Raw genomic sequence first — 21049 nt, 5'->3', positions numbered from 1 at the left:
GAGGTGAAAATATGTTACCACTCATTCCAGTTGCCGTAGGTGTACTTGCTACGATCGGTATAGGATCAGCCGTTGCATCATTCGTATACGGTGAATTAACAGCAGAGCAAAAAAAGCTACAAGAGGAAATGCACAATGATTTGGCGCGACTTAAGCGAGCACAACAAAACAAGCTGCAAAAGCTACTGGAGCAATTTCAAATTGATGAAGCGACATTTATGGCATCAAGGGACGAGCGTATTGCGGCAACGCGCAAGCAATACTTTGCTGACCGTCAAGCACAATCTGACAAGCATATTACGCGCTATATTGCGCTAGCACGTGAGCAAATAAGCGTGACAGAAAACATTCGCAAAGAAATCGAAGACGGCATTATGCGCCTGCGCACGCTGACAAAAATACAAAAAACGATGTTGCGCAAAGAAGCGATGGAACATTTAGAGCGCGAATTAAACGAAGCAAAAAATAAAGCGTATGCGTACGTGCAATATTTAAAGCAATATGAAAAGCAGCTAAAATATCGACGCCATCAAATTGAAGCAGAGCAGTTATTGTTTTCCTTAAAGCTGCCGGAAGATTATCCGTATGTTGGAAAACTATTGTTTTTCAAAAAATCGATGTTAGACGAGCCGCTCTTTCAGCAGCAATCGATGCATCAAATCACGCTAAAATACGATGCGACTGATAAGGAACTTTTGCAGTCGCTTGATGATGAGGCGATGATACCAGTCATTGTCACAAACTTTAATTTGACAACGTATTCGTATGACCTTAGCATCGGCAAAGGTTTTTTAAAACATATTGCGATCAATCAGTCGAAAATTGGCATTGAAGCGACGGTTGTACAGCATACGGAGAAGAAGCTCATTCTGCTCGATTATAATGGTGTAGCGCTAAAGCTGCATCGTAAAAATTTAGAAAACCCCCGCAAAGTACCACCAATTGGCGCAAAACTACGTGTTTATCCTACAGGATGGGATTTTGCGCTGTATCACCCCGTCTTTGTGAGCGAAAAATATCAAGATAGCTTAAAGTCATTTCAATTTGAAACATTGCCAGTCGTATTCTCATCTCAAGGAGCCGAGGAGTTTATTACGTATCTTGAAGAAAACGGCTGTACGAATGAAGCGGATGAATGGAAAATTGGACCGCTCGATGCATCGTCAACACTCATTAAATTACAGCTAGGAGAAAAGCTCGTATTTGCGGTGCGCTTTATGGACGGCGTGCAAAGCTATTTTTATTTTGAATGCATATTGCCTCTAGAGGAGAGTTTTCAGCCTGAAGATATTTTCGTTGTCATGGATGCAGAATTTGAAATGGTGGAAGAACAGGATTTCGAGCTGCTATCAGAAAAAACGTATGAGCACATGCTTGACTTAAGTGTCATGCTGTTTAAAGAATTTAAAATTCAGCAGCAGCTCAATGCAAGTATGGAAGGGCTTAGCTTTTTTACGAAATGGACGGAAGTAACAGAAAAGCTGATCCAATATTTATATAAAGGGAAAGAAGTGATATGTGATTTAAGTGAAACAGCACGTGTTTATAAATTGCCAAATGCGATGCTGTATGCGCACGAATATGAATTGTTAAACGCAGAAGATGTACGCCAGCGATTAGTGCAGCTTGAATTAACTGGTATTGTGGAGTTTATTATAGAGGTGGAAAAGGAGCAATATGTGCTGGCCGATTTTGATGAAGTCGTACATCATCTGCGCGTTTATAGTGAATCACCGATGCTTTCAATACCAATATTTCAGCTAAAAGTGTATGTGAAAAATTTTTGCTATCCAGAAATACAGCAGCGCAATGCATTGAATGCGTTTCGCAGCGGACAGCTCGTCAATGGGCAGCTTCAGTCATATATTTTGAACAGTAAAAATATCGAGCCACAAACAGTGTCACTTGGAGAGCTCATGTTTCAAAATAAGCAGCTTGCTGAAAACCGGGCGCAAAAGGAAGCAGTTGAGCAAGCGTTAGCGGAGGAAAATATTTATTTAGTACAAGGACCACCGGGAACAGGTAAAACGACAGTGATTCGCGAGATAATGGCGCAATATTTGCAAAGGCATCCGTCTGCGCGCATTTTAATTGTATCGCAGGCGAATGTCGCGATTGATAATGTACTAAAAGGATTTGGGGCACAATACGAGGACCAAATGATCCGCTGCGGTAATATAGACAAAATTGACAACCAGCTCACACCAATTAGCTTCGACACAAAATATAAAGCCTACGTGGAAAAAATTGCGCAAAAAGAGGAACACGGCGCTCAAGCACTGTTTTTAACACGCTGGAAATCTTTAATCGGATGTGGACAAGACCGAGCGAACCCGATTATGGGGGAGCTACTCGTTAAAAATCATCAAATTATCGGTGCGACCTGCTTAGGGCTCATGCAACGACAAATTGGGCTAGACCGTGTTGAATTTGATTTAGTAATAATTGATGAAGCGGGAAAAGCATTGCCTGCTGAGCTGCTTATCCCGCTGAATAAAGCGAAAAAGGTTGTACTAATTGGGGATCATAAGCAGCTGCCGCCTGTCGTAAATCCATCTCTTTATGATACAGAAAAAATCGAGCTCGAAAACCATTCATATTGTGTGAACGATTTATTCGTCACGAGCTTATTTAAACGTTTATATGAAAATTGTCCGGATACGAATAAGCAAATGCTTCATACACAATACCGTATGCCGGCAGTCATTGGCTCGATGATTAGTCAATTTTTCTATGAAGGGAAGCTGTTAAACGGACGAGGAACAGCAGAGCGCCCAACGAAATATTTTGATCACCATTTAAATTTATTAGATTTATCGGATGAGGTGCAATACCGTGAAAGCACAAAAAATGCAACAGTAACGAATGAATATGAGGCTCGGCTCGTGGCAAAGCTCGTAAAACGGATTCGTGCGAAACGTCCAGTAGAGGAAAAAATTGCGGTTATTTGCCCGTATCGTGGCCAAATGCGTTGTATTCGTGAAGCTCTGCGCAAAGAAGGGATTCATTGGACGGAGGATCACATTGCGGTGAATACGATTGATGCTTATCAAGGAGATGAGGCGGAACTTGTGATTTACTGCATGACGAGATCGCGGCGTAAAACGCTTTATTTTTCAGATGAAGCGCGATTAAACGTTGCTTTCTCTCGTGTGAAGAATGATTTGCTGATCATCGGTTCGCTACGTTATTTACAGTCATATGGCGAATCGCATATTTTATATAAAATTGCGCAATACATCGCTGCTCACGGAGCCATTTTAAAAGAAGAAGATGTACTTGAACGTAAGCCGGTATTAGTACAAGCATATACGAAATAAAAAAAGGTACTAGCTGTTATGAATGACTAAGCTAGCGCCTTCCATAGTTTATTATTTTTATTAAATATTTACTATATTTAACTACTAAACGCATTTAAAGGATCAAAGCGTCTCATATACTTGTGTTACAAAAGATTAACGCTGTTAAAATCCTCAGAACTTTCAAAAGGAAAAATCTTAATAATGGATAGGCTCGTTACAGATGATATGGAAGGCGACCTGTAACAGCCGTGAGCCACTATAAGCCGGTATAGTTTTACAGATCCAAAAAAGATCTGTAACGCTCTTCATCCCTTGTCCTATATAGGTTTATTCTTTTTTATATAAGAAGGTTACAGATAAAAGAATACATATCTATAGAAAAAATAAACTCATGTAGAAAATGAAAACGGAAAAAGTGTCGGCGGGGGACATGTGTAACGGTGATGAAGAGATTTTATCTTGGGTAGAGATTAAGAAATGAATCATATCCTGTAAACAGAGGACATGGCTTCTCTTATTTTGTATACCGATTGGCATAGCTTGAAGCAACGAACGCATTTGGTTTAATCTTGGGTTCAACCCCCATGGATTCCATCCTAGCGACCATTTCTTTGACAAACTCACTTGTTTTGTTCCGTTTACCGGCTCCGATATCAATATGGCCTTCCATCGTGAAAGTTGCCCCTTCGTATACGGCAGGAAGAACGATATTGATTAACTGATTTTTTCGGTCTTCCGTAAACATGGAAACAATCTCCTCTGTTAAAGATAATTCATAGGAAATCCGTTCGTGTAATTGCGTCATTCTTCTTGGGATGATCACTTTACTTATACATGCCCATACACCATGTCCTTCTTGTTGAATCACAATACCCGTAATAAAAACGGTATGTGCAGTATGAATTTGGGAATCTGTCCCGATCATTAATCGATACTTGCCCCTTGGATGGATGGTCATGAACTTGACAATATGATTGAAAACCTCTTCAAATGACATATTATTTTTCTGGAGGTTTTGAAAGGAATGAGTATAAATTGGATAATCGTTCACCTTGTAGCACCACAGCTTTCCTTGCTTATTGAGAATATATTAAAATATATATGCGCTATCTATACATCATATGGCAATTGTTTTGCTGGCGTGCAGAGAAAAGGAAGACCATTGATTCTTTTTTGTCTAGTTCAATACGGATTGTTGCATGGGGAAGTGAAAAAACGATTCGAATGATAGGAATCATATTTGCGCTAGTCACGGTGATCATCGCTCTCCGTGAACACAGAATCCATAACAAGGCGCTTACCTCTTACGTCATGGATGATGGTATCTATGTGTCTGCTTCTACTATTCAATGATTTTTATTTTCATCTCGAGAAAAACAAGAAAGGGAGGGATTAATAACGCTTTTCGTGATAGGATTCATAATTCTTTCGCTCGTTTTAATGGCTGTTTATCGTGTACTCTCATACGGGTTCAGTATGTTTTTGGTTTTGTAAAGGTAAAGTTGGTCATAGGCTATGACTGCTTTATAGACAAGGAAAAGTTTTTCATCAGTTGATTAAAAAGCAAGTTTGCTTGAAGAATTTATCAAGATCATAATCTATTTGCACTAGAACTCTTTCTTTACTACTTCATATCTTAGTAATAAGAGAAAATATCTCTCATTATTATGATAGGAAGGTGTGTTACAGTGGGGAAATATTGTTATAAATGTAAAAAAAAGAATATTCATCGCAATCATTGTGATTGTAAATGTAAGTGCCCTAATGGAAAACCAAAGTGTGAACCGAAAGAATGCGAGGCGCTTCGAGAGTCATTATCTCAAGGGCCCATATTTGACGGTCAGTCAGAAATTTTTTTCTGGTACATGCAAAACAATGCGGACTTCGATGAAGCGGTAGCAGCGTGTAATGAACAGGGCATGAGGATCGCAACTGTTGAAGAAGCAGCACGCCTTGCTCATGTATTCACTTTTCAAGACAACGCTGACTTAACTGCTAGATGTCCTACGTTAGTATGGGTAACAGATCAAGGGTTTCCTAGTATGGCTCGAATGGTTCCATGTAAAGGAGGAGCACTGCGTAAATTTAGATTTCCAGGAATTGAAAATTGTAAAGCTGATACCCTATGTGTTTTAGATTTTAGCCTTGCATCAGAAAATGAAGTCGTTAAGTTTAAAGAAAAAGTAGCACATATTGAAAAGTTGAAAGAGAACTTTTGATCAGATGTAATCCTATATTCTACTTTACTTACTGTACAGGAAGCATTTGTTTTTTCTTCAATAAAATAAGGGCATTCCCCCGTATGAAAAAAGCCAACGGGGTAACCGTTTTATCCTTGTGAAGACACCTCCGAATCCTACACGTATCTTCCTTATAATGAATCGAATAACAACTAAATCCCCATACAAAAACCCGATCTGCTTCTTGTTTCGTATAAACCTTTACTTTTTCTCATATATGAACATAAGAGAGGAAATTGGAGGTGCTTGCTGGAGTATGGTATCAAGAAGTTTAAAATGGATAACAGGCGGACTTGAGGCTCTTTTAGGCATACCTTACATCAGTCTTGCGTTTGTCGTATCATGGGATTGGCGTCCGCTTGTGATCATGTTATTTTTACACATGTTCGCCTTGTTTTACAGCGCAAAAGAAAAAACGAATAAAACAGCTTCTATCTTAGGGATTGTCATATCCATCGTCGGATGGATTCCTGTTGTTGGCGTGGGTATGCATCTTGTCACCGCGTTCTTGTTGCTAAAAAGTGCTGCCAAACATCAATCGGTCACAGAAAAAGAGACATCGACAACGTCTATTTGACATGCATAAAATGCAACAGCACGTAACTTGAATGAAAATAATTCTCTTGACGAGTTCACCTCACTGAATTCAATGATCCGCAGCTGAAGAGTACAGGGAAACATTAAAAACGGAGATGCCTCAAAAAAATAATTTGAGGCATCTCCGTTTTATAGTTAAAAAGGAACATTTAGTGGCAGGTTTACGCCTTATTTTTATAGGCCCTAATAAATTACAAATTAATCCATTCGCTCTTCTTTTCGGACAACCACGCTATACAATATTATAGTAGATTAGTTGATAAAGAAGAAACTGTAACGGGCAAAAAGAAGCGTTTCCCGTCCGGATCATGTGTGAGGTGCTGGACATGCTTAAGAGGCACTGATTATCAGTCTTTGATGAAAAAAGAATCGGCATGCGGCCGGCAAAATCACTCGTTTCTGGAACAGGAGAATAAGAAGATAGACCTAATTTATACTAATGGGTTCAGGTGAATCAGAAAGATAATAATAACAAATATGGGTATATTTCTCGACTAATCCTTCTCTTTGCCCTATAATAGGCATAGGTAGCATTTCTGTAGCCTGTTAATTATGTGCCTAAATACTCATTATACAAGAATTGGGGAGGAGCTTTATTTTCTTGTTGTTTTACGCTTGGGGACGAAAGGGCTCATAATGATGAAAGTGATTCTAGTAAAAATAAAGTGAAACTTCATTCAGTGGTGGGAGGGGGGCTTCATCCCCTACCTACCCTTCTTTTCTTTTCGAAGTCTTGAAGCAGGGGTCTTACTGCCCGTTAATGCGGGATAAATGAATCCATTTTAAAGCAAGGAGTGTATATTTGCATATGAAGAAAGAAGATACATATAGATTGATGATATCTGCAGTTATGACACTCGTTTTATTTATTTCTATCTTTCCTTTGCCGACGAAAGGAGCAAGCAATCCGTCTCCTAAACATGAAATGCGGGCAGCTTGGATTGCGACCGTTCAAAACATTGATATGAAAGCCGGAATGAATAAAGTTCAATATACAACGTGGGTACGTCAAACATTGGATCAATTGAAGGCCAATAAATTCAATGCGGTCATTTATCAAGTGAAACCAACAAATGATGCTTTGTATCCTTCACAGCTGGCTCCATGGTCATCGTATATAACAGGGGGAAAACAAGGAACAAACCCAGGGTACGATCCTTTATTCATCATGACGGAAGAAGCGCATAATCGCGGCATGGAGCTGCATGCATGGGTTAACCCTTACCGAGTAACAATGCCAGGGCAAACATTAACAAGTCTTGCACTTGATAATGTGGCTCGTACAAATCCTAACTGGGTAGTGAAATACGGGCAACAATATTATTTGAATCCGGGTCTTCCTGAAGTGCAAAACTATTTAATTTCTACAGTCAAAGAGTTAGTTTCGAATTATGATATTGATGCTGTTCATATGGATGATTACTTTTATCCTTATAAAATAAAGAATGAGGTTTTCCCAGATCAAGCGGCATTCAAAACATACGGAACGTCTTTTAAAAAAATTGAAGATTGGCGTCGAAATAATGTAAATCAACTTGTTGAAAATTTGTATTCAACGATTAAAACGACTAAATCGCATGTTCAATTTGGAATTTCACCATTCGGTGTTTGGCGCAATAAATCGCTTGATCCGACTGGAAGTGATACACAAGCAGGTGTAAATAATTACGATGATTTATATGCAGATACAAGACAATGGATAAAAGACGGGAACATAGATTACATTACTCCACAAATTTACTGGTCTAAAAATTTGTCGGCTGCGAAGTATCATACTCTATTAAACTGGTGGAGCTATGAAGTACAAACGTATGCGAAGGTACATCCTGTCAATCTTTATATTGGTTTAGCAGATTACAAAGTCGGTAATGACTCAGATGCAACATGGAATAATAAAATGGAGCTGCCGAATCAAGTAATCGCTAACAGGACGGACAAAACAGCGAAAGGTCAAATGCACTTTTCCTTAAAAAGCATCCAACATAATTCACTAGGATATGCAACGATTTTGAAGCAACAACTGTATCATTATACAGCTGTAACTCCAGCGATTTCTTGGAAAAACGATGCTCAGCCTTTAAAGCCAACATCCGTACAGGTGAATAAGGGTGCGGCTGGTATGAAGCTCGAAATCAAAGATCAAAATAGTAAACAGCCAAGAAAATATGTAATTTATCGTTTTGAAGGAAACAAAGAAGGATCGTATCAAGATCCGGAAAACATCGTGGATGTTGTCTATAATACGAAAGGAAATACGGTATTTTTAGACAAGACAGTAAATTCAAACAACGTATATACGTATGGCATTACATCTGTGTCAGCAACGGGTGTTGAAAGTAAAGATGCATATGTTGTGAAAGAAGGAAGTCATTCAGGAGAAGGAAGCAACCTGGGAGAAGCAATTATATTTAATGATATTAGTTCCTCCTATCGTGCGTATAAGGAAATCACATACTTAGCGCAAGGAGCGATTACGAACGGTGATCTCAAAGGTAATTTTAATCCAAGTCAACAAGTAACACGTGCTGAAGCTGCAGCCATGATTGGCCGTGCTTTAAACCTTGATGGCACAAAACGAGAGAACTCTTTTAATGATGTCAGTGCTAGCATGTTTGCATCAGGGTATATTCAAGCTGCTGCAGACAAGAAGATTCTATCGGGCTATAAAGACGGGACATTTAAGCCTTATGAAAATGTAACACGCGGCGAAATGGCTCTTATGATCAGCAGAGCGTTTGACTATAGTTATGGAAATACAACGTCGGGGGCTGAAAAAGCGCTGACCTCAAGAGGGATTGCCCAAGGTATAGGCAATGGTACTTTTGGAACGAATTTAAGTATTATCCGAGCAGACTTTGCGATATTCTTAGCAAGAGCGATTGACTATACTCTTCGGATCAACAATCCAGCGATTTCGTTTAGCGAAGAGATGTATGTAAATACGGAATCTCTCCCCATAAGGAAGGGACCGTCTGAAGCGTATGCTCAAGCAGGTATCCTTAAAAGTAATGAGAAAGTAATAATTGGTTATAAAGTTGGAAGCTGGACGCTTATTCAATCTAGTTCTAACGTCATTGGCTTTGTTCTTAATTCTGATTTAAAAACAATTTAAAAGAGTTGTCACTAGAAGCTGAGTCAAAAGGTCGTTAAATAACGATACTTTTGACTCGGCTTTTCTGTTACGTGATAATAAAGTTGTTTAAATATAAATTTGACATTCCGCATGTAAAAATAATCAAGCTTGTATTTTGTAACAAATCGGTTGTTTCAGTGAGTAAAACACAGCGATGAAGCCCTTTAAAAGAGGGGTTTTAGATAGTCAGGCAAAATAAAAGAATAATGAAAACATGATTGCTTAGTATTAGTGTTATAACAACCTGAGAGTGAAGCGCTCCAATTCAAAATTTACAACCTTGTTACTCCTATCTTAGATATTGGTACTCATTATAACGTATATTTTTAGAAATAAGTCTATTTAATTCTATAAAAAGAAAAATATGGATATAAATGCCCATTATTTTATCATTGAATACATGCTATACTCTCCGTAGGAATTAAACTTTATAAAGAACAAAAATTATCTGATTGTACATTATAAAGAATATTAGAGTGATCTAATGAAAAGAAAGCTTACTGATTTTGAGTGAATTTTTTAATTGAAAAAAGTGCTCGAAGCCTGTTTCAAACACAATGTGAAAAACTGATTTTAACTTCATGGAATCAACGCGATCTCTTTTTACGGAACATAAAAGCCTGGGGCGGATCGGCTTTTTCGATTCTGCAAACATCAGCCAAATAAAGTGAAGCTTCATTCAGTAGGAGTTAGGTTCACAGGATGTGAATCATGCAGACGTTGTCGCAAGACGTGACGATCTTAGTCTGTGCTCCGCTCATCCCTCATTAAATAAAAAGGAACTCAGGTAAAGGGCACCGCGTCCTACGGCAATACGTGAGTGACCGGCTTCAGCCGGCCCGAACCAATCGGGCTTTTACGGGTAGTTGATCCCCCGTTTATCTTTCTTTTTTTTCGAAGTCTTGAAGCAGGGGTCTTACTGCCCGTTAATGCCAGATAAAAGAACAGGTGGCCGCGCAAATAGAGAAAAACCAGCTTAAAAACTTTCTCTCTTTTTACCCTTTCTATTTTAGCGAAAGGGGGAACGACATCATATCAGAAGATTTTTTGATATGAAATAGTGAAATAGAACCGTAGCCTTTTTGATTTCCTTTCTTTCTTTACTCACATGTTTATGTTATATTATTTTTTAATAATATAAACATCGACAAGATTAAGCCTATTATGTTAAAAGGTTCGTTACATATTTTTTAGAAATGAAAATAATCTGTGTCTATCGGACCTGTCAATATTGCACAATTGGATAACGGAATAAAAAATAGATTTTTTCATGCCTGGATTTTTGGCATCGGTGCTATGGCAACAGATACGGCGTATTTTGATGTATCCTAGTTAATTAAATCGTCTTTCCTGAAAGTTATTGTAAAGTCACTTTGATGTTTTGTTCTTATTCTTACTTATTCAGGCACCGAAAGTTTGCTTAAAGCGAATAAAATTGCAATCGAAATACAGGAGGAAGAAGTAACCTTTGAACGGCCCTTACTTGTTTTAAAGAAGAGGCATCCTTCATTGTATGTTCACATTTCTTTACCTTTTTTATAGTCTAGCCGTGTGTATTCGTCACCATCAAATGTTTCATGTTACATTGCTTCTTTGCCAGACTTGGCAGGATTTTTATAATTGAAAAACATGTTCTCTGGAATATAGGAGTAGTGGCACTTAGGCTAAGTGATATAATTTCTTTCCTCGAAGAAAAAGGACTTCTTATCTAGTATGAGGAATTATATAATACCAAAAAATCATTTGATGATGAAGTACTAGAGAAGATACGAAAGATAGTAGCTCTTCCATACGACGAATATGAGGAATACTTGGTAAACGGGAACATGCTCACAGAAGAGATGGTTACACATTAAAAATGGAATAGTTAACAATGATTCTACCATACTCACCTTGTTTAATGAACTTGGTATTCTGATTATAGTCAAGGGTGTGAATAATGTTATAGTCGCTGCCAGCCCAGATGGCATTTTAGTATCAAATAAAAATGAGAGTTCAAGAATTAAAGCGTTTACTTGATGGAATACAGCTCAGAAGAATGAGGTGGTGGTAGAAGAAGACTTTTTAATATCGGCAAAAGGCTCACTGAAAGATTTTTCAGAAGGTTCATAACATAACATAAGTTTTGTGAATTTTGAAAATATAACGTTAGAAGACTTTGTTCAATGCATTAAAATAATAGGTTCAATGAACATCCCAAATGAATATTCAGGCCATCTTTTTATAGGTCTACAAGTACAGTTGATTGAAAATACGAAACAGTTATTACTGGTTGAATGGTCACATAATCAATTTGAAAGCATGGTATGGGATGTACAGCGTATCCAAACTCATGATCCACTCATTGTATTCACATCCAAACAGAGAAAACCTAATTAGTTACGAACTTAGATGCTCAATATATCAAAGATAATGAACAAAAAAATGAGTACTAAGTTAGGCTTATACAGTTGGAATGCTATATAATACCGTAGAATAATCAACCTTTACATTTCTTGTTTTTAAAAGCCAATTTGTATATAAAAATTAAAGAAAAGGCAAACTTATTGAAAAATAAGGACGCAAAGTTACAGGTCTAAGGGGGAAGATGCTATGATGGCTGGGCTGCCTATATAATTAGGGGGATTCTTTTTATGGACAAAGAACAAAGTACAGTTGAAAAAGAGTGGGTTCTGTTGATGAAGGAGGCTAAAAGTTTAGGGGTATCCATTCAAGAAGTGAAGCAGTTTTTAAAAAGTGAATGCGGGAAACATAAATAAGGAAAAAATAGTACATGAATTGTGATCCCGATTAGATCGGTTAAGGAAATAAAGCGGGGGAATATTTAACTGAATGTTCGAAAAATGACTGACTGATAGAAGAAACAGTCAATCGTTATTAGTCAGAGCATTTATAACAAGAGCTGAATGAAATGGGTTTGACATGACACAGTGTCCGGATGAATTTTGATGTTTATTTAGGACTTCCCTAATAGAGTATGCACAATGTAAACAAGAGAAGTCCTAATAAAAGCTGTATTAATTATTGGAACTATTGGATTTCTGCCATTTTTGAAATTCAAGAAATTGTTTGAATTGCTCTTTACTAATACCGGACTCCATGGCTTCTTTAGCAAGTTCAAGCCACTCAATATCAATATCGGTCTCTTCATTTTCATTGTTATTTTCATGAATTAATTTTTCAACAGTCACATCCAACACCCTAGATATTTTATTTAGAAATTGGATGGATGGATTTAATTGTAGTTGGCGTTCAACTGAAGAAATATACGATTTTGCTACGCCTGCTCGATTAGCTAACTCAGTCAATGACAATCCTTTTTTTATCCTAAGTTCGCGGATCCGTTCCCCTATAGCCATTATAATCACCCTTAAAACATACTGAAATTTAATATATATTAGTTTATACTAACATGACAAGCATAAAAAGATAAAGCTATGTGAGTAAATAATGTGCTAAATATATGATATATAGCGAGTGATCCGTTCTTGTTAACACTTGTTACGAAAAATATATGTGTTCATCATTGTTTTTGTATTGGCATTTGGATAATCGGTTTACTTGTGATTATGCAAATAGGTACTAATTTACTATTCGTTCAAAGGTGCAAGCTACTTAATACATCTGACACTATTTATACGTAATAACGAACAATTTTAAATAAAAGTAGAAGAATCATTCCTCCAACCTTACATCTTTTCGAATACAAAAAAGAAAACACAACGTTTTTAAAGGGATGATCACCATTTGAAAGCGTTGCGCTTTTTAAATAAAAGTTTCTTGGGCAATTTTTTGATAAAACGTCAAATAGCCTTATTTATCGCAGATTAACGGGCAGTAAGACCCCCACTTCAAAACTTAGAGAAATTGAAAAAGGATAAGTGGGGGGACAAACAGCCCGTAAAGGCCCGATTGGTTCATCTAACTATCAGCGGGGGATGAAAGAAAACCCCCGTTGATGGAAGATTCACTTTATTGCTTCTTATCCCCTTCTGGAGAATTGATATCTGGATCGAGCTGATCATCGATTTCACCATCACCAATCCCGTTATTTTGATCAAGTCCATCATCTGGATTGTTGTTTTCATTATCAACGCCATCGTTTACATCATTATCTTCATCGACAGGGTTGTTTTCTGGATCTAACTGATCATCGACTTCACCGTCATCTATTCCATTATCCTGATCTTTTCCATCTCCACACCCGGCTAGTCCACCAAGTGTTAATGTAGCAGCCATTCCCCCGACGATTAATTTATTTTTCCACTTAAAATCCATTTTTATGTCCTCCTTTGGCAGAATCTGAATTATTATGTAGAATACCCATTGATTTAAAAATTAAACAGGTCAGTAAACATACAAGCTATGTAAATGTAAAAAAAGAGCTCGTTACTTGAAAAAAGATAAAGGTTCCATAATAAGCCAACAATTAAGAAAGTAATCTAACAGAGCCTTTGAATAAATAAAAATATAAATGGCAAGTCTTTTAGTGAGAATACTTACTAAAGGGGATGAAAACATGTTTTCATTACGCGGGGATGTTCACAAAATATATCTTCGACTAAAAAAGGTCTATGGTGAGGATCAATCTTTTGACGAGATGAAGGAATTGATGGAAATTGATGAAATTCAGCGTCTTTATCAAGCGATCGATAGCAGTACATTAAAAAAAATTCTTTACCGCATGATTAAAGAGAAAACGGGTTCGGGAACGATACCTATTTATGTCTCTGCTGTCCCATGGCTTTGTTTTCTGTTTGCTAAACAGTTGCAGCAATTTCTTTTCGATGAAGGGAGCTTGCTCTGGGTTTTTTTTGTTTTCATTTATATTACGATCCTTTTTATCAGTGTTATTCTTCACTTTCATGAAAAATCATGGGCGGCTGTTCATATAGAAATCATTCAAGATATTTTAAAGAAAAGAAATGAATAAACTTTTTTTCTTTATGCTTATGAAAGAATTAAAGCCTAATTTCTTCCTGTTCCAAGAGAGAAATTAGACTTTTTAACATGTGTATTAAAAACCCTCTTTTGAAAGGCAGCTGTATCTGCATTTCACCAATTTTTCGCAACAGAACTTCTCATCTCTTCAATTACTTCTTTTGTAATCTCTAAAAATTGCTCGGTTGCTGCTTTTTTCACACTGTTTTTTGACGTAACCAAATTTAATTTTGCATGAAGATGAGGTTCGGACAGCTCCAGCAATGGGGGTAAGTTAAAGTCAGCAAGGTTAGCGAAGGCTACCGGACAAAAGGCAACCCCTAATCCTTTTTTCACCATACTGAGCATTGGTAATGTTTCTGTTCCCCAGTAGATAACATTTGGTGTGAAGCCCCGGATTTCACACGCTTCTATAATGTCATCAGATATGCCATGGCCGAAAGTCGTATGTTGCATGAAAAAGCTTTCGTCTTTTAGATCCTCTAGTTTAATGGACTTTTCCTTCGCAAGGGGATGAGCGGGTGGTAATGCGACCAACAGCCGTTCTGTCAGCAACGCTGTCGTATGCAAGTCATCTTTGTTAAACGTATTCCTGACAATGCCAATATCCATTTTATGATGTCTAAGCTGATCTAAAATGTAAGCCGCATTTCCCTCTTTGACATGAATCGTGATCTGAATGGATCGTTCGGTTAACCGCCGTACGACTTCAGGAATAATCGTGAGATTGGCTACCGTAGAACATCCAATCGTCACGCGTCCCCGTTTCCCGGATTGGTGTTCATGAACCTCTTGGACAACGACTTCCATAGAGGTGAGTAATTCTTTTCCACGCTCATACATCAACTTCCCAGTGTCCGTTAAATGCAACCGTTTTCCAACACGATTAAATAGCCGCAGACCAAGCTCTTCCTCAAAACTTTTTATGGCCATGCTTAATGGGGGCTGGGTCATATTAAGAGCAAGGGCCGCCTTGGAAATCGTTCCATGTTCAACAATGACAATAAAGTACTTTAACTTTTGTATATCCACATAATCATTCCTTCGTAATAGAATAATATATATATAGAAAGTATATAGAATACACTTATTATATATTTTACATTTATACAAAATCAATATATTATCAGATTAATCTTTATTCTTCAGAAGATTCACTCGCTGATCAATTGAATGTATTGAGCAGTTGGACGATACGAGATAGTTCAGGAAGAAAGAAGAAATTAACAAAACAGAACGCCAAAGGAGGAAGAATGATGTTATTTAAGAAAAAGGTATTATTATCATTATGTTTAAGCTTAGTTCTCGCAGTACTTGCAGGGTGCAACAATGGAGCAAAGAATGAAAGCGCTTCAAATGGTGGGGTGGATTATCCTAAACGCCCGATCACTTTAGTTATTCCATATGCAGCTGGAGGAAGTGCAGATATTCAAGCAAGACTCGTTGGAGAATCCCTTCAAAAGCAGCTTGGACAAGCAGTAAACGTTGTAGCTATGCCAGGAGGAGCAGGGGCAACAGGAATGAACTCAGTAAAAGGATCAAAAGCGGACGGATACACGATTATTATGACCGCTGTTGGGCCATCAACGTTAACACCTAATGCAAACAACGTTGGATATGATGTAACGAAAGACTTCTATCCGATTGCTCAAGTTTCCGAAGCACCATATGGACTTGCTGTTAATTCAGATTCAAAAATTGAAACGTTGGAAGAACTATTGGAATTTGCAAAGAAAAATCCAGGGAAAGCAACGTATGGAACGACAGGAGCAGGGTTACACCAGCATGTTGTAATGTCAGATTTCTTAAACAAAATCGAAGGTACCAATATGGAACACATCCCATTTGGCGGTGGAGCAGAAGCGGTCAGCGCATTACTGGGAAATCACGTTACAGCATCAGCCAATACGATTTCAGAGATCACACCTCATGAGGAAAGCGGTTCATTAAATATTCTTGCCGTAACGACGGATGAGCGCTTAGCTGATTTGCCAGATGTTCCTACTTTTAAAGAGTTAGGCTATGATCTGATCGGACAAGGTGCATGGTTTGGTTTCATGGCACCAAAAGATACACCTGAAGAAATTGTAAATATATTAGATGAAAGTATTAAGAATGCATTAGAAGATGACACCGTTAAAAAACAATTTGAAAATGCAGGACTTCCCATCAAGTATCTTAATTCAGAGGATTTTACTGAAAAAGTGAAAGAAGAAAATGAAAAAAATGCTAAGGTCATTCAGTCGCTGAAATAAAACAATACGATAAGGGGAGATATTAAAAATGATGAAAAAAGAAGTAAGTGATATTTCCACAGGCATCGTTCTGCTGCTGTTATCCATTATCGGTTATGTGTTTTCCATGGATTTAGCGGATCCAAATTCTACAATCAAGTATGGGCCTGATTTCTTTCCGAAGCTGATTCTCTCATTACTTGCTATTTCATCACTTTTCTTAATTGTGAATGCAATCAGAAGATATAAAAAGAGTACAGAAACGCTAGACGTGGATAAAAAAGTCGTTTTAAGTGTATTGGCGTTCATTGTAATACTAATTGGGTATATCACCCTGTTTTTTATGACAGGATTTATTATTTCTACAATTGTGTTTCTGCTGATCGGACAGTGGGTATTTAACATTCGAAAAATCCCGTTACTGATCGCAACGACTGTTGTGATACCTGTTGCTTTATACTTTCTATTTTCGACCTTTTTTAAAATTCCATTACCGTAAACTTTAAATAGGAGTGGTGTATATGTCCCCAGATATCATTGCAGGATTACTTTTCGCCCTTGCTCCAGCCGCTCTTCTTGCTAATTTAGCAGGAGTTGCATTAGGGATTGTCTTTGGAGCATTACCTGGATTAACAGCAACGATGGGCCTTGCTTTGCTCATCCCGCTTACGTTCGGTATTCCGCCGGTTATTGCGTTTAGTGCTCTATTGGGGGTTTACGTCGGTGCGGTGTATGCAGGTTCTATCACTGCTATTCTAGTTGGTACTCCGGGAACAGCGGCAGCGGCAGCAGCATTGCTTGAAGGCCCGGCATTAACAAAGAAAGGGGAAGCGAAGAAAGCATTAACGATGACGACCGTTGCTTCTGTATTAGGCGGAATCTTCAGTTGTGCCATCTTAATTCTTGTTTCTCCCCAATTAGCGAAAGTGGCTTTGTCTTTTGGCCCACCTGAATATTTCGCTTTAGCGGTTTTTGGGTTGTCAATCGTTGCCGGTGTTTCAGGAAAGTCTTTATTAAAAGGAATTATTGCCGGTCTAATAGGATTATTTATTGCAACGATCGGGATGGATCCAATTATAGGGACGAATCGATTCACGTTTGGAAATCCAAATTTACTGAATGGAATTAATGTTGTACCAGCACTTGTAGGTTTGTTTGCGATCTCTGAAGTATTGACAAGGATTGAAGGGAAAAGTGAACAGTTAAAAAGTAAAGTAAGTACGAGTTCCATCGGCTTAAAGGCGTCAGAGTTGAAAAAGAACTGGTTTAATATTATACGGTCATCTGCTATAGGCACCTTTATCGGGATTATTCCCGCAACAGGATCAGGTGTTGCATCTTTTGTTGCCTACAATGAAGCAAAACGTGCATCGAAAGATAAAGAACAATTTGGTAAAGGCAATATTGATGGGATCGCTGCAACGGAATCGGCTAACAGTGCGGTTACTGGCGGTGCGTTAGTTCCACTGCTGACGTTGGGGATCCCTGGGGATGTTATCACGGCTGTTATGCTTGGGGCCTTAATGATTCAAGGATTAACCCCTGGTCCAATGCTATTTACGACGAACGGTGACGTTGTTTATGGAATCTTTGCAGCACTCATTCTAGCAAATATATTTACCTTATTTTTAGGGTTAGGCGCCACGAAAATATTTCCAAAACTACTTCGTATTCCAGAGGGCATTCTGATGCCAGTTATAGTCGTGCTTTGTGTATTAGGCTCTTATTCTATCGCCAATTCTATGTTTGACGTCTTAATCATGCTATCTTTCGGGTTGTTAGGATATATCATGCTGAAGGCGGATTTACCGTTAGCTCCATTATTACTGTCAATGATCTTAGCGCCGATCGCAGAAACGAATTTCAGAAGAGCGATGCTGCTATCGGAGCAAGACTTAACCATTTTCTTAACAAGACCGGTTAGTTTAGTCATTTTGTCCGTTACGTTCATTGTGATCGGCAAAATTGGATTCAATGAATATAAGAAGTTTAGAAATGAGCGGACAATTTAAAGGGGGAAGTAAGTAGACGATGGGAAATGAAGTTCTCAAAAACATCAATGAGTATTTGGAAAATAAAGAAGGGGATGCCTACTCGTTACTAAAAGAAATTGTCAATATTGATAGTTTTTCATACGATAAAGAGGGTGTCAATCAAGTTGGTGCGGTCATTATGGAAGAACTTGCTGCAAAAGGGGTTCCATATGAAGTGTTAAACAATGAAGAATATGGCAACCATATTATCGCTTTCATTAAAGGACAAAAAAAGGGGAAGATCTTATTAATGGGGCATATGGATACGCCTCATCCGCCGGGAACGACAGCAGAACGCCCATTTTCAGTTGAAGGCAATCATTTGAAGGGACCAGGTGTATCGGATATGAAGGCGGGGCTTGTGACAATGATCAATGCCGCTGTCGCTTTGAGAGAATTCGCAAATGGTGAAATGTGTGATATTGAATTATTGTTTACACCCGATGAAGAAATTGGTTCCCCTATATCAAGAGATGTAATCAAAGAGCGTTCTAAAAATGCTCTTGCTGTATTCAATTTAGAGGCGGGCCGGCCAGATGGTTCGGTTGTGACGGCAAGAAAAGGATCTGCTCATATGAAGATCGAAATTGAAGGGAAAGCAGCGCATTCTGGGGCATTTATCGAAGACGGCATCAGTGCAAATGATGAACTTGCTTTGAAAATGATTAAAATTAAACAACTGATGGACGTTGAAAAAGGAATAACCGTTAATATTGGCAAAGTAGAAGGCGGTATTAGTAATAACGTCGTATCACCTCATGCTTCCGCGACGATCCATTCCGGATTTTGGACAGAGGAAGATTTTAACGAGCTTTACCGCGGGATTGAGTCGATTGTCAGCACATCTTATATAGAAGGAACAAAAAGCAAGTTGTCAGGCGGCATAAGCATGCTGCCGATGGAAAAACATGAAGGGGTTTCACGTATATACAAAATTGTTCAAACGGCTGCTAAAGAGCTGAATTTGCCTATAACCGAACAAAGAACAAAGGGAGCAGCTGATGCAGGATTTGCAGCCTCACTCGGCATTCCGACCATTTGCGGAATGGGCCCAGTAGGCGGGAAATGGCATGCTGTTGACGAGTATTTAGAACAAGATACGTTTCTTCCAAGAATGAAGCTATTAGCGAATTCAATCTTGTTATTTGTTCGGGAGTCGTTAGGCAGTGACAAAGAGAAATAAGCAGTTCAGACGTATGGAAGTACCATGTAAATAAAATTGCATGGTACTTTTTTAAGATAAATGGACTAATCGTTATGATCGATTTTTCGTTAAGTTATTGGAATAGGCAGGTATCAATATGGAACTAAACGTAGTTATTCAATCAATTGTCATTATCTCATTGATGATTATGATCGGGGCTATTCTGTCGAGAACGTATCATTTCAATGAGGACACAAGAAGTGTTTTCATTAGTATAATCGTGAATGTGGCGATGCCTTGTATTATATTGTCGAGTATTTTTCACGTTGAAATGAATGAGAATACATTTAAGATGATCGTCTTTGTTTTTTGTTTATCGATCTTGATCAATGCGGCTGGTATTGGTTTAGGCTGGCTGCTTTCGGCTGTTTTTTATCGCCATTCCACTAATAATAGAGAATTGGCCTTGTTATCAGGTCTTGGCAATACAGGGTTTATCGGCATTCCGTTATGCGCCGTGCTTTTTGGCCCTGAAGGTGCACTTTATGCCGCTATTTTTGATGCAGGAGTTGATTTTACGATATGGACGCTCGGAGCATTGATGCTTCAGCGGAATAAACTTTTTGACTTCCGAACAGTTAAATCGATGATCAACATGCCGATTATCGCGATTATAGGAGGATTGGTCATTGCTTATTTTCATATTAAACCTCCGTTTCTGATTATTAATCTTGTTGACCAATTAGCCGCATTAGCTGCACCGTTAGCGATGTTTTATATAGGTATGCTCGTCATGACGCTAAAGGGAACAAAAGTGAAAGAATGCGGATCGAAAGTATGGCTGCCTTTAACAACTAAACTGTTCATTCTTCCTGCTTTAGTTGCTTTACTTATGATCTTCTTAAAACCAGAACAGACCATCGCCCAAACCATTCTCGTTCAATCGATGATGCCGACGCTTACATTAGCATCCATCCTCTTTGCGAAATACTCAGCGGATGAAGATATCGGTGCTATCACAACGGTCTTATCTACATTATTCGCTTTACTCACGATCCCAATTATGATCTATTTAGTAAATATATATGTATTGTAGGGGAATCTATATACACCCGAACGATTAGAAATAAATCAGCAGCCGAGCGCTTTTTTGATAAAGCTTTGGCTGCTTTTTATTATTCATCCATTATGGGCTGCAATTGCGGTAATCGCTCCTTATTTTGATTTAGCTGATCTTGAAGTCTCCAGATGTTCATTGTTTTGGAGAAAGCATTATTGACCGCATCACCTGCCCGTACGATGTGTTCGAGTTATTGAATGACAAACAATTAAGTGATTTATTGTAAGCTGTTTAGGGATTTTTCATAAATATTTTAGAAAGTTTTAATATTTATGTGATATGGTTCTTTTAGTTTATCCCGCATT

General features: G+C 38.2%; 16 protein-coding genes, 1 pseudogene and 1 riboswitch. Of the genes and pseudogenes, 13 read left to right on the top strand and 4 right to left on the bottom strand.

Annotated features, from left to right (window positions below):
• Positions 1 to 11: 11 nt before the first annotated feature.
• The gene (locus tag BLL40_RS00160) at positions 12 to 3320 is read left to right on the top strand and encodes an AAA domain-containing protein (protein ID WP_073709895.1); all 3309 of its coding nucleotides are present in this window, start codon (positions 12 to 14) and stop codon (positions 3318 to 3320) included.
• Positions 3321 to 3816: 496 nt separating this feature from the next.
• Here BLL40_RS00160 and BLL40_RS00155 read toward each other — a convergent pair whose 3' ends face one another.
• Positions 3817 to 4299 (bottom strand): ribonuclease H-like YkuK family protein, encoded by a 483-nt coding sequence (locus tag BLL40_RS00155; protein ID WP_073710357.1) that lies wholly within the window; start codon positions 4297 to 4299, stop codon positions 3817 to 3819.
• A gap of 27 nt (positions 4300 to 4326) precedes the next feature.
• On the opposite strand from BLL40_RS00155, the gene BLL40_RS17610 reads away from it, so the two are divergent.
• From BLL40_RS17610 to BLL40_RS16720, 6 genes and pseudogenes are all read left to right on the top strand, one after another.
• Complete coding sequence (locus tag BLL40_RS17610; RefSeq protein WP_073709894.1) at positions 4327 to 4530, top strand: hypothetical protein; 204 nt, start codon at positions 4327 to 4329, stop codon at positions 4528 to 4530.
• 460 nt (positions 4531 to 4990) lie between these two features.
• Complete coding sequence (locus BLL40_RS00145; RefSeq protein WP_073709893.1) at positions 4991 to 5521, top strand: hypothetical protein; 531 nt, start codon at positions 4991 to 4993, stop codon at positions 5519 to 5521.
• Between the two features lie 277 nt (positions 5522 to 5798).
• Complete coding sequence (locus tag BLL40_RS00140) at positions 5799 to 6119, top strand: hypothetical protein (RefSeq protein ID WP_073709892.1); 321 nt, start codon at positions 5799 to 5801, stop codon at positions 6117 to 6119.
• 828 nt (positions 6120 to 6947) lie between these two features.
• Positions 6948 to 9251, top strand: coding sequence for a family 10 glycosylhydrolase (locus BLL40_RS00135; RefSeq protein WP_073710356.1), 2304 nt, complete (start codon positions 6948 to 6950; stop codon positions 9249 to 9251).
• A 1230-nt stretch (positions 9252 to 10481) separates the two neighbouring features.
• A pseudogene (locus tag BLL40_RS18175) lies at positions 10482 to 10589 on the top strand (amino acid transporter); the annotation flags it as partial.
• A 1209-nt stretch (positions 10590 to 11798) separates the two neighbouring features.
• Positions 11799 to 11884: riboswitch (cyclic di-GMP riboswitch) on the top strand.
• 21 nt (positions 11885 to 11905) lie between these two features.
• Positions 11906 to 12031 carry an anti-repressor SinI family protein gene (locus BLL40_RS16720; protein WP_083566140.1) on the top strand — a complete coding sequence of 42 codons (126 nt, stop codon included), beginning with the start codon at positions 11906 to 11908 and terminating at the stop codon, positions 12029 to 12031.
• A 258-nt stretch (positions 12032 to 12289) separates the two neighbouring features.
• On the opposite strand, the gene BLL40_RS00120 is transcribed toward BLL40_RS16720, so the two are convergent.
• Positions 12290 to 12631: a helix-turn-helix domain-containing protein gene (locus tag BLL40_RS00120; RefSeq protein WP_073709890.1), complete on the bottom strand. Its 342-nt coding sequence runs from the start codon at positions 12629 to 12631 to the stop codon at positions 12290 to 12292.
• Between the two features lie 613 nt (positions 12632 to 13244).
• Entirely contained in the window at positions 13245 to 13550 is a 306-nt protein-coding gene (locus BLL40_RS00115) for a hypothetical protein (protein ID WP_073709889.1), read from the bottom strand.
• Positions 13551 to 13791: 241 nt separating this feature from the next.
• Between BLL40_RS00115 and BLL40_RS00110 the strand changes: the two genes are divergently transcribed.
• A complete protein-coding gene (locus BLL40_RS00110; protein ID WP_073709888.1) occupies positions 13792 to 14205 on the top strand; it encodes a hypothetical protein in 414 nt (137 codons plus the stop codon).
• 122 nt (positions 14206 to 14327) lie between these two features.
• On the opposite strand, the gene BLL40_RS00105 is transcribed toward BLL40_RS00110, so the two are convergent.
• Complete coding sequence (locus BLL40_RS00105; protein ID WP_073709887.1) at positions 14328 to 15245, bottom strand: LysR family transcriptional regulator; 918 nt, start codon at positions 15243 to 15245, stop codon at positions 14328 to 14330.
• A 221-nt stretch (positions 15246 to 15466) separates the two neighbouring features.
• Between BLL40_RS00105 and BLL40_RS00100 the strand changes: the two genes are divergently transcribed.
• From BLL40_RS00100 to BLL40_RS00080, 5 genes are all read left to right on the top strand, one after another.
• Positions 15467 to 16468, top strand: coding sequence for a tripartite tricarboxylate transporter substrate binding protein (locus BLL40_RS00100; protein WP_083566137.1), 1002 nt, complete (start codon positions 15467 to 15469; stop codon positions 16466 to 16468).
• A gap of 28 nt (positions 16469 to 16496) precedes the next feature.
• Complete coding sequence (locus BLL40_RS00095; protein WP_073709885.1) at positions 16497 to 16946, top strand: tripartite tricarboxylate transporter TctB family protein; 450 nt, start codon at positions 16497 to 16499, stop codon at positions 16944 to 16946.
• 22 nt (positions 16947 to 16968) lie between these two features.
• Positions 16969 to 18459 carry a tripartite tricarboxylate transporter permease gene (locus BLL40_RS00090; RefSeq protein ID WP_073709884.1) on the top strand — a complete coding sequence of 497 codons (1491 nt, stop codon included), beginning with the start codon at positions 16969 to 16971 and terminating at the stop codon, positions 18457 to 18459.
• A 19-nt stretch (positions 18460 to 18478) separates the two neighbouring features.
• Positions 18479 to 19663, top strand: a complete 1185-nt coding sequence (locus tag BLL40_RS00085; protein ID WP_073709883.1) for a M20 family metallopeptidase — start codon at positions 18479 to 18481, stop codon at positions 19661 to 19663.
• A gap of 118 nt (positions 19664 to 19781) precedes the next feature.
• A complete protein-coding gene (locus BLL40_RS00080; protein ID WP_073709882.1) occupies positions 19782 to 20720 on the top strand; it encodes an AEC family transporter in 939 nt (312 codons plus the stop codon).
• Positions 20721 to 21049: the final 329 nt, after the last annotated feature.

Source organism: Domibacillus mangrovi (genome assembly GCF_001906925.1).
GTDB classification, from domain to species: Bacteria; Bacillota; Bacilli; order Bacillales; family Domibacillaceae; genus Domibacillus; species Domibacillus mangrovi.
This window is presented reverse-complemented; position numbering and strand designations above follow the sequence as displayed.

Coding starts and splice junctions, on each gene's coding strand:
- BLL40_RS00160 (WP_073709895.1), top strand. CDS start 12: ATGTTACCACTCATTCCAGTTGCCGTAGGTGTACTTGCTACGATCGGT.
- BLL40_RS00155 (WP_073710357.1), bottom strand. CDS start 4,299: ATGTCATTTGAAGAGGTTTTCAATCATATTGTCAAGTTCATGACCATC.
- BLL40_RS17610 (WP_073709894.1), top strand. CDS start 4,327: ATGAGTATAAATTGGATAATCGTTCACCTTGTAGCACCACAGCTTTCC.
- BLL40_RS00140 (WP_073709892.1), top strand. CDS start 5,799: ATGGTATCAAGAAGTTTAAAATGGATAACAGGCGGACTTGAGGCTCTT.
- BLL40_RS00135 (WP_073710356.1), top strand. CDS start 6,948: ATGAAGAAAGAAGATACATATAGATTGATGATATCTGCAGTTATGACA.
- BLL40_RS16720 (WP_083566140.1), top strand. CDS start 11,906: ATGGACAAAGAACAAAGTACAGTTGAAAAAGAGTGGGTTCTGTTGATG.
- BLL40_RS00120 (WP_073709890.1), bottom strand. CDS start 12,631: ATGGCTATAGGGGAACGGATCCGCGAACTTAGGATAAAAAAAGGATTG.
- BLL40_RS00115 (WP_073709889.1), bottom strand. CDS start 13,550: ATGGATTTTAAGTGGAAAAATAAATTAATCGTCGGGGGAATGGCTGCT.
- BLL40_RS00110 (WP_073709888.1), top strand. CDS start 13,792: ATGTTTTCATTACGCGGGGATGTTCACAAAATATATCTTCGACTAAAA.
- BLL40_RS00100 (WP_083566137.1), top strand. CDS start 15,467: ATGATGTTATTTAAGAAAAAGGTATTATTATCATTATGTTTAAGCTTA.
- BLL40_RS00095 (WP_073709885.1), top strand. CDS start 16,497: ATGATGAAAAAAGAAGTAAGTGATATTTCCACAGGCATCGTTCTGCTG.
- BLL40_RS00090 (WP_073709884.1), top strand. CDS start 16,969: ATGTCCCCAGATATCATTGCAGGATTACTTTTCGCCCTTGCTCCAGCC.
- BLL40_RS00085 (WP_073709883.1), top strand. CDS start 18,479: ATGGGAAATGAAGTTCTCAAAAACATCAATGAGTATTTGGAAAATAAA.
- BLL40_RS00080 (WP_073709882.1), top strand. CDS start 19,782: ATGGAACTAAACGTAGTTATTCAATCAATTGTCATTATCTCATTGATG.